This is a genomic window from Pseudomonas sp. UM16, from assembly GCF_050312595.1.
Classification (GTDB): domain Bacteria; phylum Pseudomonadota; class Gammaproteobacteria; order Pseudomonadales; family Pseudomonadaceae; genus Aquipseudomonas.
Genome location: NZ_JBNPJT010000001.1, coordinates 98,677 through 112,863, shown reverse-complemented (window position 1 = coordinate 112,863; position 14,187 = coordinate 98,677). Strand labels below are relative to the sequence as shown.

The 14,187-nt window shown below is 61.1% G+C and carries 11 protein-coding genes; all 11 read left to right on the top strand.

Annotation, left to right across the window (positions count from 1 at the left end):
• Positions 1-6: 6 nt before the first annotated feature.
• The 11 genes from tssH (at position 7) to ACQRAX_RS00470 (ending at position 14,169) form a co-directional block, all read left to right on the top strand.
• Entirely contained in the window at positions 7-2,622 is a 2,616-nt protein-coding gene (tssH, locus tag ACQRAX_RS00520) for a type VI secretion system ATPase TssH (protein ID WP_412037691.1), read from the top strand.
• Between the two features lie 10 nt (positions 2,623-2,632).
• Positions 2,633-4,150 carry a sigma-54 interaction domain-containing protein gene (locus ACQRAX_RS00515; RefSeq protein ID WP_412037692.1) on the top strand — a complete coding sequence of 506 codons (1,518 nt, stop codon included), beginning with the start codon at positions 2,633-2,635 and terminating at the stop codon, positions 4,148-4,150.
• Positions 4,151-4,244: 94 nt separating this feature from the next.
• The gene (locus tag ACQRAX_RS00510) at positions 4,245-4,385 is read left to right on the top strand and encodes a hypothetical protein (protein WP_045190494.1); all 141 of its coding nucleotides are present in this window, start codon (positions 4,245-4,247) and stop codon (positions 4,383-4,385) included.
• Positions 4,386-4,402: 17 nt separating this feature from the next.
• Positions 4,403-5,596 (top strand): type VI secretion system-associated FHA domain protein TagH, encoded by a 1,194-nt coding sequence (tagH, locus tag ACQRAX_RS00505; protein WP_412037693.1) that lies wholly within the window; start codon positions 4,403-4,405, stop codon positions 5,594-5,596.
• A gap of 5 nt (positions 5,597-5,601) precedes the next feature.
• Positions 5,602-6,102 carry a type VI secretion system lipoprotein TssJ gene (gene tssJ, locus ACQRAX_RS00500; RefSeq protein WP_412037694.1) on the top strand — a complete coding sequence of 167 codons (501 nt, stop codon included), beginning with the start codon at positions 5,602-5,604 and terminating at the stop codon, positions 6,100-6,102.
• Positions 6,103-6,104: 2 nt separating this feature from the next.
• The gene (tssK, locus tag ACQRAX_RS00495; protein ID WP_412037695.1) at positions 6,105-7,436 is read left to right on the top strand and encodes a type VI secretion system baseplate subunit TssK; all 1,332 of its coding nucleotides are present in this window, start codon (positions 6,105-6,107) and stop codon (positions 7,434-7,436) included.
• Positions 7,437-7,441: 5 nt separating this feature from the next.
• Positions 7,442-8,311, top strand: coding sequence for a type IVB secretion system protein IcmH/DotU (gene icmH / locus ACQRAX_RS00490; protein WP_412037696.1), 870 nt, complete (start codon positions 7,442-7,444; stop codon positions 8,309-8,311).
• Between the two features lie 14 nt (positions 8,312-8,325).
• On the top strand, positions 8,326-11,853 hold the full coding sequence (tssM, locus tag ACQRAX_RS00485; protein WP_412037697.1) for a type VI secretion system membrane subunit TssM: 3,528 nt from the start codon (positions 8,326-8,328) through the stop codon (positions 11,851-11,853).
• Complete coding sequence (locus ACQRAX_RS00480; protein WP_412037698.1) at positions 11,853-12,581, top strand: PP2C family protein-serine/threonine phosphatase; 729 nt, start codon at positions 11,853-11,855, stop codon at positions 12,579-12,581. The genes tssM and ACQRAX_RS00480 overlap by 1 nt, the downstream gene beginning before the upstream one ends.
• Positions 12,578-13,630, top strand: a complete 1,053-nt coding sequence (locus ACQRAX_RS00475; RefSeq protein ID WP_412037699.1) for a serine/threonine-protein kinase — start codon at positions 12,578-12,580, stop codon at positions 13,628-13,630. The genes ACQRAX_RS00480 and ACQRAX_RS00475 overlap by 4 nt, the downstream gene beginning before the upstream one ends.
• A gap of 95 nt (positions 13,631-13,725) precedes the next feature.
• Positions 13,726-14,169: a CopD family copper resistance protein gene (locus tag ACQRAX_RS00470; protein WP_412037700.1), complete on the top strand. Its 444-nt coding sequence runs from the start codon at positions 13,726-13,728 to the stop codon at positions 14,167-14,169.
• The last annotated feature ends 18 nt before the right edge of the window (positions 14,170-14,187 follow it).

Sequence of the window (14,187 nt, the reverse complement as noted above, 5' to 3'; positions counted from 1 at the left end):
GGACAGATGATTATGATCAATGTAGACCTGCAGCAACTGATCCAGGCGTTGGACGCCGACACTCGCCGAGATCTGGAGCGCTGCGCCGAACGTTGCGTCGCCCGGGGCGGCAGCAAGATCCTCATCGAGGATCTGCTGCTGGGCTTGTTGGAGCGCCCGCAAGGGCTGCTCGCACGTGCGTTGCAGGATGCCGAAGTGGATGTCGGCGAGTTGAGCGCGGCGTTGCAGCCACAGGTCGAGCACAGCGCCTCGCGCAACCCGGTGTTCGCTCCGGAGTTGGTGCAGTGGCTGCAGGATGCTTTGTTGGTGGCCAACCTCGAACTGGGTCAGACTCAGGTAGAGCAGGCCGCCCTGATCCTCGCGTTACTGCGCAACCCGATGCGTTACGCCGGAAGCCGTTACCAGGCGCTGCTGGCCAAGTTGAACAGCGAGCGCCTGAAGGATTTCGCCCTGTCGCAGAAGGAGGAGCCGGCCAACGCTAACCCGTCGGTGCCTGGCGAATCATTGTTGCCGCGTTTCACCCACAACCTGACCCAGCAGGCCCGCGAGGGCAAACTCGATCCGGTGCTATGTCGTGATGACGCGATACGCCAGATGGTCGACATCCTCGCCCGGCGGCGTAAGAACAACCCGATTGTGGTCGGCGAAGCCGGCGTTGGTAAAACTGCGGTGGTCGAAGGCCTCGCTTCGCGGATCGCTGCCGGTGAAGTGCCGCAGGTGCTCAAGGATGTTGAGCTGCTGTCGCTGGACATGGGCCTGCTGCAGGCGGGCGCCAGTGTGAAGGGCGAGTTCGAGCGTCGTCTCAAGGGCGTGATCGATGAGGTCAAGGCCTCGCCCAAGCCAATCATTCTGTTTATCGACGAAGCCCACACCCTGATCGGCGCGGGCGGTAATGCTGGCGGTTCCGACGCGGCCAACCTGCTCAAGCCGGCACTGGCCCGTGGCGAGCTGTGCACCATCGCCGCCACCACCTGGGCTGAGTACAAGAAGTACTTCGAGAAAGACCCGGCCTTGGCCCGCCGCTTCCAACCGGTGCAATTGCACGAACCGACGGTCAATGAGGCGGTGACCATCCTGCGTGGCCTGGCCCAGGTCTACGAAAAGAGTCACGGTATTTACCTGCGCGATGATGCAGTGGTGGCTGCGGCTGAATTGTCAGCCCGTTACCTGGCTGGGCGTCAGCTGCCAGACAAGGCGGTGGATGTCCTCGACACCGCCTGTGCCCGGGTGCGGATCAGCCTGGCGGCAGCGCCGCAAAGCCTGGAACGCCTGCGTGGCGAGCTGGCCGAGGGCGGCCGTCAGCGTCAGGCGCTGCGCCGCGATGCCGAGGCCGGTTTGGCGATTGACCAGCAAGTGCTGGACGCGCTGGAAACCCGTCTGGCTGAAACTGAGGCTGAGCAGCGCGTCATGGAAGCCTTGTGGGGTGAGCAGCGGGCCCTGGCCCAGCGTCTGCTCGAGCTGCGCCAGCAGCTGGCCAAGGCCCGCGAAGCGGCGGCGGTCGAAACCGTCGTTGCCGACGTGGAGGAGGGGGGCTGCGTCGAAGCACTGGAAGCCGAGCTCAGAGAAACCCATCGCGCGCTGACCGATGCCCAGTGTCAGGAGCGTCTGGTCAGTTTTGAAGTCTGCCCGCGTCTGGTGGCTGAAGTGATCAGCGCCTGGACCGGTGTACCGTTGGAGCAGCTGGCTCGTGAACACAACGCCAAGGTGGCGAGCTTCGCCACCGACCTGCGCCTGCGTATTCGTGCGCAGGAACAGGCCGTGCATGCGCTGGACCGTTCCATGCGCGCCACCGCCGCGGGCCTGAACAAGCCGGATGCACCGGTGGGGGTATTCCTGCTGGTGGGGCCCAGCGGCGTCGGTAAAACCGAAACCGCGTTGGCCCTGGCTGACTTGCTGTACGGCGGTGATCGCTTCATCACCACCATCAATATGTCCGAGTTCCAGGAGAAGCACACCGTGTCACGCCTGATCGGCGCGCCGCCGGGCTACGTGGGTTACGGCGAAGGCGGCATGCTTACCGAAGCCGTGCGACAAAAACCCTATTCGGTTGTGCTGCTCGACGAAGTCGAAAAGGCCGACCCGGATGTGCTTAACCTGTTCTATCAGATCTTTGATAAAGGCGTAGCCAACGATGGCGAAGGGCGTGAAATCGACTTTCGCAACACCTTGATCTTGATGACCTCGAACCTGGCCAGTGACTGCATCAGCGCACTGTGCGAGAACGGCGAGCGGCCAAGCGCTGAGACCCTGGAAAAAACCATCCGCCCGATACTCAGCAAGCATTTCAAACCGGCGCTGCTGGCACGCATGCGTGTGGTGCCCTATTACCCATTGGGCGGCCCGGCAATGCGCGAGCTGATCGAAATCAAGCTGGCTCGTCTAGGTGAGCGTTTGAACCGTTGCCAACTGGATTTCAGTTACTGTCAGAACCTGGTCGATCACTTGGCCGAGCGCTGCACCCAGAACGATAGCGGCGCTCGCCTGATCGACCACCTGCTCGATCTGCACGTACTGCCTTTGGTGGCCGACCGTTTGCTCGACTCCATGGCCACCGGCGACAACCTGAAGCGCGTGTACGCGACGCTCGACAGTAGCGGCAGCGTGACCTGCGAGTTCGCCTGAGGTGGGCGTGATGTTCACCCAGGTACCGCAACCACTGACCTACGCCGAGGCGCTGCTGGCGCAGTTCGCCAGCCTTGCGCGGGCGGCCGATGCGGCTACGCTGCTGGGCGACTTTGTGCGCGGGGTGGCCGAACTCAGTGGTTGCGAACTGAGCCAGCTGTACCTGCTCGATGCCACACATGTTCGTCTGGGTCTGAGCGCCGAATCTCTGGGCGGCATCCTGCAATCGCAGGCAGCGACGAGCCTACCAGTGGACTACAACGGCGAGCAGTTGCTGCAGTTCGCCCTGTGCCAGAACCGTGTGGTGAGCTTGGTGGGACTGAGCGGCAGCCTCCACGAAACCAGCTTTCTGCCAGGCAGGGAGATGCCTTGGCAGTCGTTGTTGTGTATACCGCTGGTAAACACGCAAAAGGCCGTCGAGGGTCTGTTGTTGTGCGCCAGTCGCGAACCTGTCGACCTTCAGGGCTTCGCCGAATCAATGGGCCAGCTCGGCGCGTTCGTGCTCGGGCATTTGCACCTGCTGCAACGCCTGCGCCATCCGGTGGACGATATGGCGCCCACGGCCAGCGTCTCGGTCAGCGCCAGCGGATACGGGCTGATTGGCAGTAGCACGGCCATGCGCCAGACCTACCAGTTGATCAGCAAAGTGCTGCACAGTCCCTACACTGTATTGCTGCGCGGCGAAACCGGTACCGGTAAGGAAGTGGTGGCGCGGGCCATCCATGACTATGGTCCGCGACGCTCCCAGGCGTTCATCGTGCAGAACTGCGCGGCGTTTCCGGAGAACTTGCTGGAAAGCGAACTGTTCGGCTACCGCAAGGGCGCCTTCACTGGCGCCGACCGCGACCGCGCCGGGCTATTCGACGCGGCCAATGGCGGCACACTGTTGCTGGACGAAATCGGTGACATGCCGCTGTCCCTGCAAGCCAAGCTGTTGCGTGTGTTGCAGGAGGGAGAGATTCGCCCGCTGGGCTCCAACGATACCCACACGATCGACGTGCGCATCATCGCCGCAACCCACCGCGATTTGGCTGCTCTGGTCAGCGAAGGCAAGTTCCGTGAGGACCTGTACTACCGCCTGGCGCAGTTTCCGATCGAATTGCCGGCCCTGCGTCAGCGCGAAGGCGACGTCCTCGACCTGGCCCGACACTTCGCCGACAAAGCTTGTGCCTTTTTGAAGCGCGACCCGGTGAGCTGGTCAGAAAGCGCCCTCAATCATCTCTGCGGTTACACCTTCCCGGGCAACGTGCGCGAGCTCAAGGGACTGGTGGAGCGAGCGGTGTTGTTGTGTGAAGGCGGTGAGCTGCTGGCCGAGCATTTCTCTCTGAGCATCGAAGCGCTGCCGGAAGAACCCGGCCTCTACCTGCGCGAACGCCTGGAGAAGGTCGAGCGCCGGCTGCTGCTTGATTGCCTGCGCAAGAACGATGGCAACCAGACCCTGGCAGCCCGCGAGCTGGGGTTGCCCAGGCGCACGCTGCTGTACCGCCTCGGGCGGCTGAACATCAATCTTGGCGACTTCGAGGGCTAGCGCCGTATGGCTTCACGAAATGCCATTTAATTTCTCTGAGCGCCGCCCGCCAGGGGTGACGCCTTATGCATTGACTACTCATGGAGACCTACTGATGCCTGTTCGTCACTGGCAAGCCGCCGTGCTGGCCCTGCTCGTTCTCAGCGGCCTCGGCGGCTGTAGCGGAAATTACAAATTCAACGACAACACCTATCGCCCATTGGGTGATCCGCAGGCGGTCAATCGCGGAAAGTGACCGCAAGGAGCCTCATTATGGAACTGGTTTTCGAAATGCTGAACGCCACTCAGTTCGTGCCCACGCAATTAAGCAGCAAAACCTTCAAGCAAGCAGGCGGGGTGATCGGGCGAGCCGAGGATTGTGACTGGAGCATTCCAGACGTTCAGCGTCACTTGTCCAATCATCATGCTTATATTAGCTACCGCGACGGTACATTTTTCCTCACCGATACCAGCAGCAACGGTATCCAAGCCAGCAATAGCGGCGCCTACCTGCGCAAGGGCGTACCGCAGCGAATTGAGCACGGCAGTATTTTTGTGCTGGGGGACTTCGAGATTCGCGCGCGCCTGGTGCACGATCCGGCAACCCTCGCCATCGAGGCCGGTCGTCCGCAAGCTGCGGGTAGCACCATTCCCGATGACGCATTCCTCGACCTCGACCCGCTCCGCGCCCTGGACCAGCAGGAGCGGGTGTATTCAGAAATCGATGAGCTGACCGCGCTCAACACGCCGCGCCTGGAACCCCTCCAGCGTGCGGACTATGCGCGCATCGACATGGAAAGCCTGCTGGTACCGGAACTGGTGGCGCAGCCCGAGCCGTCGGTCAGCGTCGAGCCGGTCCCGGTAGAACGACAGAGCGAAGGTTTCTGGGAGCAATTCGGCGCGGCATTGGGGGTGGACCTCAAGAACCTCGATCACGACAGCCGTGAAGCGCTGGCGATCAAGGCCGCGCGCCTGCTCAAGCAAAGCGTCGGCGACCTGCAACAGAGCCTGCGCACCCGCAGCGAGCTGAAAAATGAATTGCGCCTTGCCCTGACCACCGCCCAGGGCAACGGTAAGAACCCACTCAAGTTCGCCCTGGACGCCAGCGAAGCGCTGGGCATCCTGCTGCTGGGCAACAAGCCCGGCCAGTTGCCGGCCGAGCAGGCGATCTCCCGTGCCTTTCGCGATTTGCAAGCGCACCAGGTGGCGCTATTGACTGCCAGCCGTGCGGCTATGCGCGGCACCCTCGAACATTTCTCGCCGCAGCAACTGACCCTGCGGTTCGAACGCGATAGTAAACCGCTGCTGGCCACTGCCGGCAGCCGCTGGAGGGCTTACAACCGCTATCACCAAACCTTGCGCCAGGATGATGACTGGAGCGAGCGCCTGCTGGCCCGTGACTTTGCCCAGGCCTACGAAGAACAGATCCGCTTGATTTCCACCCTTCACACTGAACACCAAGGATGATGCGTATGTCCCGTCGCCTGACCCTGTTACTCAAGGCGCTTGCTGCGCTGACTACCCTGGCATTGCTGGCCAGCTGCGCTTCGCTGTCGCCGTATTCGAGCATGACCAAGTTGAACCTCAAGCTGACCGCCAGCGATCAGCTCAATCCTGACCTCAACGGTCGTCCGTCACCGATCGTGGTGCGGCTGATCGAGCTCAAGCATCCGGTGGCCTTCGAGAACGCTGATTTTTTCAGCCTCTATGAGCGTGCCAAGGAGTCTTTGGCGCCGGACATGGTAACCAGCGAAGAGCTTGAGTTGCGCCCAGGTGAAACCGTGGAACTCAAGCTCAGCGTCGAGGAGGGCAGCCGCTATGTCGGTGTGCTGGCGGCCTATCGTGACCTGTCGCAAACCCAGTGGCGTTATGTGGTGCCGCTCACTGCGCAGGCCCTGACCGAAGCCGATCTGACCCTCGACCAGGCCAGCATCCGCTCCAGCCATGTAACGACTGACAAGGCGGACAGATAATCATGAATGTGCATAAAGTCATTTGGCAGGAAGGCATGCTGTTGCGCCCGCAGCATTTCCAGCACAACGATCGTTACTACGACTACCAGATAAAAACCCGGACCCAGTTGCTGGGCAGCTATTGCTGGGGGTTTCTGGGACTGGAAATCGACCTGCAGTTTCTCAACATGGGCAAGCTGGTGATCAGCCAGGCCTCCGGCATTCTGCCGGATGGCAGCCTGTTTGAACTGGGTGGCAACACCGAGCCGTTGGTCCTCGACGTGCCGCCCAATACCGGCAACACCCCGGTCTACCTGGCCTTGCCGCTGGTGACTGGCAACCACATCGAAGCACGCCGTGCGGAGCAGTCTGATGTGCTGGCGCGCTATACCGCTTATGAGACACAAGTCGCCGACTCCAACGCCGGCGACGATTCCAGCAGTCAGGTCAGCTGCGCCCGGCCGGACTTTCGCCTGCTGCTCGGCGAGCAACAGAGCGACCAGGTCTATGTGAAGCTCAAGCTTTGCGAGGTCCTTGATACGACGCCCGACGGGGTGATCAGCCTCGCCCCGGACTTTGTGCCGACCTTCATCCACGCCCATGCCTCGAGCTACCTGCTGTCGTGCTTGAAGGAAGTGATCAGCATGCTTAGCCACCGCGGCGACACCATTGCCGAGCGGGTTCGTTCCAACAGCAAGGTCGGCGGTGCCGAAGTCGGCGACTTCATGATGTTGCAATTGATCAACCGTACCGAACTACTTCTGCGCCACTACCTGGGCCTGGAGCAGGTCCATCCGCAAGCGCTGTACTGCACGCTGCTGACCATGCTCGGCGATCTGGCGACCTTTGCCAGCGACAGTAAGCGGCCACGCTTGGACAGCCGTTACCAGCACAGCGACCAGGGCGAGAGTTTTCGCAAGTTGATGGACGCGATCCGCCAGGTGTTGTCGATGGTGCTCGAACAGCACGCCATTGAGCTGGAGCTGCAGGCGCGTCAATACGGGATCACGGTGTCGCCGTTGCATGATCACAAGCTACTGGGTTCGGCCTCGTTCATCCTGGCCGCCAGTGCCAACTGCGACGCTGAAGAGCTGCGTCATCGCTTGCCGGCGCACCTGAAGGTCGGTCCGGTGGAGCAAATTCGCCAACTGGTCAACCTGCACTTGCCGGGGATCAAGGTCAAACCGTTGCCAGTGGCGCCACGGCAGATCGCGTTCCACGCCAACAAAACGTATTTCATTCTCGAACTCAGTTCCGATGACCTGGCGCAACTGGAGCGTTCAGGCGGTTTCGCCTTCCACGTGTCCGGCGAGTTCGCCGAGCTTGAACTGAAATTCTGGGCCATCAGGAACTGACCGACATGATCAAGGACATGGAATACCCCCAGGACGACAAAACCGTTTTGCTCGATCGCCAGGGCCATGGCCCGGCGCAGGAAGCGATGACCGACGTGGTCACGCCAACGCGCATCGAACGACTTGAACAGCGGATGATCTACGCCGCGCGTCTGCGCCCGGCCGAGGCCTTCAATATCGGCCTCAATGCGCTGGTGGCAGCTGCCTGCGATCTGTTGTCGGAAGTGGTGCGCCTTAAGCACAGCAACAGTAGTGAAGATTTGACCGCGCTCAACCAGCGACTGAGCGAGGAGCTGAAACGGTTTGAGGTGCGTGCCCAGCAAAATGGTGCGCAACACAGCGAAACGATCAACGCCCGCTACGTGCTATGCACCGTGGTCGACGAGGCGGTGGTCACCATGCTACAGGACAAGGAAAGTGAGTGGTCGCAGATGAGCCTGCTCAGTAGCTTTCACAACGAGACCTTTGGTGGCGAAAAATTCTTCCAACTGCTTGATCGGCTCTCGAAGGACCCGGTCAAGCACCTGCCGATGCTTGAGCTGATGTACCTGTGCCTCTCGTTGGGCTTCCAGGGCAAGTATCGGATCCTGCCCCGCGGCATGCTTGAACTCGAAGGCATTCGCGATGCGCTGTACCGGCAAATCCGTCAGCTTCGCGGTGATGTTCCGCGTGAACTGTCACCACACTGGGAGGGCCTGCGCGACAAACGCCACAGTCTGGTGCGCATCGTGCCGTGGTGGATGGTTGCGCTGTTCACGCTGGTCTGCCTGATGGTGATGTATTCGGGGTTTGCCTGGATTCTGGGCGAGCAGCGTGACCGTATTCTGCAACCTTATCAGCAGCTTGACCCGACCATGGTCCAACCCCAGCAGTAATACAGGGACGTGCAATGAAAAATTTCTTCAAAAAAATCGCTTCCTTCCTGCGCAAGACGTGGCTCTGGACGCTGATGTTGGTGTTGTTTGTAGCCCTGCTGGTGTGGCTCGCCGGGCCGTTGCTGGCAGTCGACGATTATAAATTCTGGGAAACTGCGACCTCGCGTCTGCTGACCATTAGCGTGCTGTTCCTGATCTGGGGGTTGGCCATGGTCTTTGTCAGCTGGCGCGCGGGGCTGCGCAAGAAAGACCTGGAAGACAGTGAAGACGGCCAGCAACGCCTACGTCGTGACGAGTTGATAGACAAGGAGAGGGACGCGCTGAGCAGCCGTTTCAAGGAAGCCATGCGCACCCTCAAGACCTCCAGCCTGTACCGCGGCCGCAGCGAGCGCTGGCGCGACGACCTGCCCTGGTACCTGCTGATCGGTCCGCAAAGCAGTGGCAAGACCAGCCTGTTGGATTTCTCCGGCATGGAGTTCCCGATCAACAAGATCGAGCGCAAGCTGACCCGCGACACCCTCGGCACTCAGCATTGCGATTGGTACTTCGCTGACCACGGTGTGCTGATCGACACCGCGGGCCGCTACCTGACCCAGCCTAACGAAGACGTCGACGGGAGCGCCTGGAGCACCTTGCTCACCCTGTTGCGCAAGCGCCGTAGGGGGCAGCCGCTGAACGGTGTATTGGTAACCCTTCCGGTGGAGTTGCTGTGCAGCGGTAATGAAAAGGCGCTCAGAACGCTGGCAGACCAGGTGCGCGTGCGGTTGCAGGAGGTGCACCAGAAGCTGCATGTCGATGTGCCGGTGTACCTTGTGCTAAGCAAGGCCGACCAATTACTGGGCTTTGACGAGTTCTTCGAGCAGTTGACCCGTGAGGAAAGCGATCAGGTGCTCGGTACCAGCTTTCGCAAGGAGCAGAGCGGCACCGACGTCGCCGTGCTGCGTCAGGAGTTCGAAGCGCTACTGCAGCGCCTGAACAGCCAGGTAATCATGCGTATGCACCAGGAGCGTGACACCCAGCGCCGTGGTCGCATTCTCGATTTCCCACATCAATTAGGGCAGATCGGCGAGCAACTGTGCCTGTTCGTCGACATGGCGTTCACCGGCAATCGCTACCAGCGTGCCAGCCAGTTACGCGGTTTTTACCTGACCAGCGCGCCGCACTTGACGGAGAAGCTCGACCACGATGCTGCCAGCATCGGCGCCAACCTGAGCATGCCGACCAGTGTTCTACCTACACTGCGTCGCGGTCGTTCGCGCTTCATTCATCACCTGCTGAGCCGGGTAATTTTCCCCGAGGCTGATCTAGCCGGGCTGGACACACGTGAGCGCAATCGCATCCATTGGGGCCAGCGCGCGCTGTACGCTGGCGCGCTGGTGGCGTTAGTGGTGTTTGGCATGCTCTGGGCTGGCGGTTACTCCGCCAACTACGAGCGCCTGGAAAACTTGCGCTCTCTGGCGCAGCACTGGAACCAGCAGCGGACGGCGCTGACTAGCCACGACGACGCGCTGGCAGCGCTCAATACCCTGGACACCAGTTTTGAGGCCACCCAAGTGTTCCCGGACAAGGGCGATGTCTCGCTGCACGAGCGAATCGGTCTGTACCAGGGAAGTGAAAGCAACCCGGTTGTACTCAGTGCCTACGAGCGTGAGCTGCAGGCGCAGTTGCTGCCACGCGTGGCGCAGATGCTGGAAGCACAGATCCGCACCAGCCTGCGCGATCGCGACAGTCTGCTCAACAGCCTGAGGGCGTACCTGATGTTGAACATGCAGGAACGCCGTGATCCGTCCTGGCTCAAGGCCTGGGTGGCCGCCGACTGGTCTACGCGCTATGCCGGTAACACTGCGGTGCAGAACGGCTTGAACGCGCACCTGGAGCGCCTGCTCACATTGCCGTTCAGTTATCCGCTCAACGACACCCTGGTGGCCCAGGCCCGCCAGGTGCTGCGCAGTGAGTCGCTGGCCAACGTGGTTTACCGCGCGTTGCGTGAACAGGGGCGCAGCCTGCCTGAGTACCGTTTGAGCCAGCACCTGGGGGCGCAAGGTGAGCAGCTTTACGGTACCGACTATGTCATCCCCGGTTTCTACACCCAGCAGGGTTATCAGCAGTACTTTTCGCTTCAGGGCAGCGCATTGGTCACCAATATCCTGCGTGATAACTGGGTGTTGGGTGAAGGCAGTGGTATCAGCGGCATGGACCTGCGCCGTCTGATGGTGGCGCTCGAGCAGCTGTATTTCCGTGACTACGCCAACCACTGGAGTGATGCGGTCGGCCAGGTTGGCCTGCAACCGTTCAGCGATGCCGGCGAAGCCGCCGATCAAATCGCCGGTCTGACCTCGGCTAACTCGCCGCTGTTGCAATTGCTGGTGGCGGTACGTGAAAACACCCGCTTTCAGGTTATCGCCGAAAGCGCCGAAGAGGTGAGCGCAACCGCGGACAAGGCCGCCGCGAAGGGTGGGGCACTGGGCAAAGTCGCGGCGGCAGCCGGAGGCAAGGCTCAGCAAGCACTGACCAAGAATCTGCCGGACACCGCGAAGCAGTCGCTGCAACGCCGCTTCGAACCGTTGCACCGTCTACTGGATGACAACAGCGGCCCAGCGGCGGACCTGACTCCGGTGCTGCAGGCGCTGAACGACTTGCAACTGCAACTGGCCAGCCTGGCCCGAGCCAGCGCACCCGAGCAGGCGGCGTACGAGATGGCGAAGACGCGCATGAGCGGCCAGCGTGATGCGCTGAGCAGCCTGCGCAATGCGTCGACGCGTCTGCCGCGTCCGTTGAGTACCTGGTTCAATCTGTTGGCGGAGGACTCCTGGCGTCTCGTGCTTGACGACGCCTATCAGTATTTAAATCAACGTTACAAGAGCGAGCTGTACAGCTTCTACGGCAAGGCCATTAGCAAGCGTTATCCGTTCAATGCCCACAGCACTAGCGATGTCGCCATCAGCGACTTTCGTGAGTTCTTCAAGGCCCAGGGTATCGCCGAGCGCTTCTTTGAAACCTACATGCGGCCTTTCGTTAGTGGCGATCCGGGTAACTACCGCTTGCGCAGTATCGACGGCCACAGTCTGCCGATGTCCAGATCCTACCTCGACCAGATGGCCGCCGCCCAGGTGATCCGCCAGAGCTTTTTCTCGGAGAATCCAGCGGAGCCGCAAGTGCAGTTCAAGCTTGAGCCGTACACCCTGGACCCGGCGGTCAGCCGTTCCGAGTTCCGGTTTGGCGACAAGACCATGGAATACCGTCACGGCCCGATCGTACCGGTGTCTTTCAAGTGGCCGAGCGATGTTGAAGACGGTCGAACCAGCCTGGTACTGGAGAAGATGGCCGGGCGCCCGATCGGCATCGAGAAGAACACCGGCCCCTGGTCGCTCTTTCGTCTGTTTGACTTGATGCAGACCGAGTACCTGACAGGCCGCGACGTGTTGGTGCTCAAAGCTGAAGTGGGGGGACTGCGCGCCAACTATCTGCTGATGAGCCAGCGCGTGCCGAATCCGTTCGACGTAAGTGTGTTGCGAACCTACCGCATGCCGGTCGAGCTTTGATGGCGGTAACCAGCCCCTGGCGTAGCGCTGCGCGCACCGATCCTGGCAAGGTGCGGGCGCGCAACGAAGATGCCTTCCTTGACTGTCCGGAGCAGGGCCTCTGGGTGGTCGCGGACGGTATGGGCGGGCATCAGGGGGGAGACATTGCCAGCCAGTTGATCGTCGCCAGCCTGGCCGAGCTGCCAGCGCAGGACAGTTTCGACGAGCGGCTCAAGGGCTTACGCCAGTGCCTGCACTGGCTTAACCGACGCCTGGGCCAGGAGTTGACCGTCACCTCTGAGCGGCATGACAGCATCATGGGCAGCACCGTGGTTGCACTGTTGCTGGAAGGCAGCCGCGCGGCGTGCATCTGGGCCGGTGACAGCCGCTGTTACCTGTGGCGCGGGCAGCGTTTGTATCAGCTGACCAGGGACCATTCACTGCAGCAGCAATTGATCGACGAGCAACAGATGAGCGTCGAGCAGGCGCGGGCGCATCCGGCAGCCAAGGCCCTGACTCGGGCGGTGGGCGCCAGCGAGCAACTTACCCTGGAGGTACTGGAGCTGCAGGTCTATCCCGGCGATGCCTTCCTACTGTGCAGTGATGGCCTGTACCAGGGGCTGACCTGTGATGCACTGGGCAATGCGTTGAGCCTGGCTTCACCGCTTGTGGCCCTGGAACGGCTGTTGGATGGCGCCCTGCGGGGCTCGGCACGGGACAACATGACAGCCGTGGTGATCCGCCAATGAGTGGTTTCAAATCCGCTCAGGATAACATCGTGATGGGCGAGGACGGGGCCAGCAATCTGACCTATTTCGCCTTCGCTGGCACCAATGAAACACCGCGCTCCCAAGCTAACAAGGGGAAGGGCCGCAATCGATCCAGGCAACGCTCTGGTTCCAAAGCCAAGCCCGTGGCGCTTGTGGGCGAACTACCGGATGTGCTGGTCGGACGTTACCGCCTCGAGCGCCTGCTCGGGGCCGGAGGCATGGGCGCGGTTTACCGTGCGCGCGATCTACTGCACGAGCAGTTCGGCGAGCCGGAGCCCTATATAGCGCTTAAAGTCATGAGCGAAACATATTCCGAGACACCGGATGCCAGCGCCTTGCTCTACAGCGAGTTCGCTCTGAGTCGACGTCTGCGCCACCCAAACATCGTGAGCGTATACAGCTTTGAGGTGGACAGTCAGTGTCGGCGGGCCTTCATCACCATGGAACTTATGCGCGGTCTGGCTCTGGACAAATTGCTCTGCGAACGGCCTACCGGCCTGCCGTGGAATGAGCTATGTGATGTGGTGCGGCCACTGCTTGATGCCCTGACATACAGCCACGCTCAGGGTGTGCTGCACGGCGACCTGAAGCCGAGCAACGTGATGCTGTGTGAAGACGGTGTGCGACTGTTCGACTTTGGGCTGAGTCAGGCGCAGGAGGGCATCCTGACCGGCCTACCGCAGCTCCGTCGCAGTCGCTTCAACGCCTGGACGCCAAGTTATGCCGCCCCTGAACTGCTGGAGGAGGGTGTAGTGTCGATTAGCAGCGATCTCTATGCGGTGGCTTGTGTGATCTATGAGCTGGCCAGCGGAAGGCACCCATATCGCCGCTTACCTGCTACGCAGGCCCGTAATGAGTGCCTTGATCACCAATTGCAAGCACCTCGGAACCTTCCGAGCTACTGTTGGCCTGTTCTACAGAAGGCACTGGCTTTCGATCCGTCGGTGCGACTCACCTCAGCCTCCACTCTACGGGATGCTTTTAGAGAACCCTCATCATGGATCAAGAGCTGGCTGTGTCGGGCCTGATCCCCTATCGGCCTTTCTTGATCAACATCAACCGTACTCAAGCCCTCACCCTGTAGGCTCAAATCCAGACACGGAACCCGAGCCCAGAGGGTCAGATGATCTATCCACTGTTCCTAACCCTGCACCTGTTCGCCGCCCTGATTTTCATTGGCACGGTGTTCTTCGAGGTGCTGTTCCTCGAAGCTATCCGCAAACAGTTGCCGGCCAACCTGATGCTGCTGCTCGAACAGGCTATCGGTCAACGTGCCCGGCAACTGATGCCCTGGGTCTTGCTGGTGCTGTTCGGTGCCGGCGCTGGGATGGTCTGGCTGCGCTACCTGCCGCTGCTCAATACGCCACTGAGCTCATCGTTCGGCACCTTGCTGCTGGCCAAGATCGTGCTCGCCGCCAGCGTGCTGGTGCATTTTCTCGGCGCCATGCTGTTGTTCAAAACCCAGCGTATGACCGGCGCCTGGGTGAAGTTCATTCACCACAGTGTGTTTGCCCATATGGTGGCGATCGTGTTGCTGGCCAAAGCCATGTTCTACCTGACCTGGTAGCTACCCCACCAGCGCTTG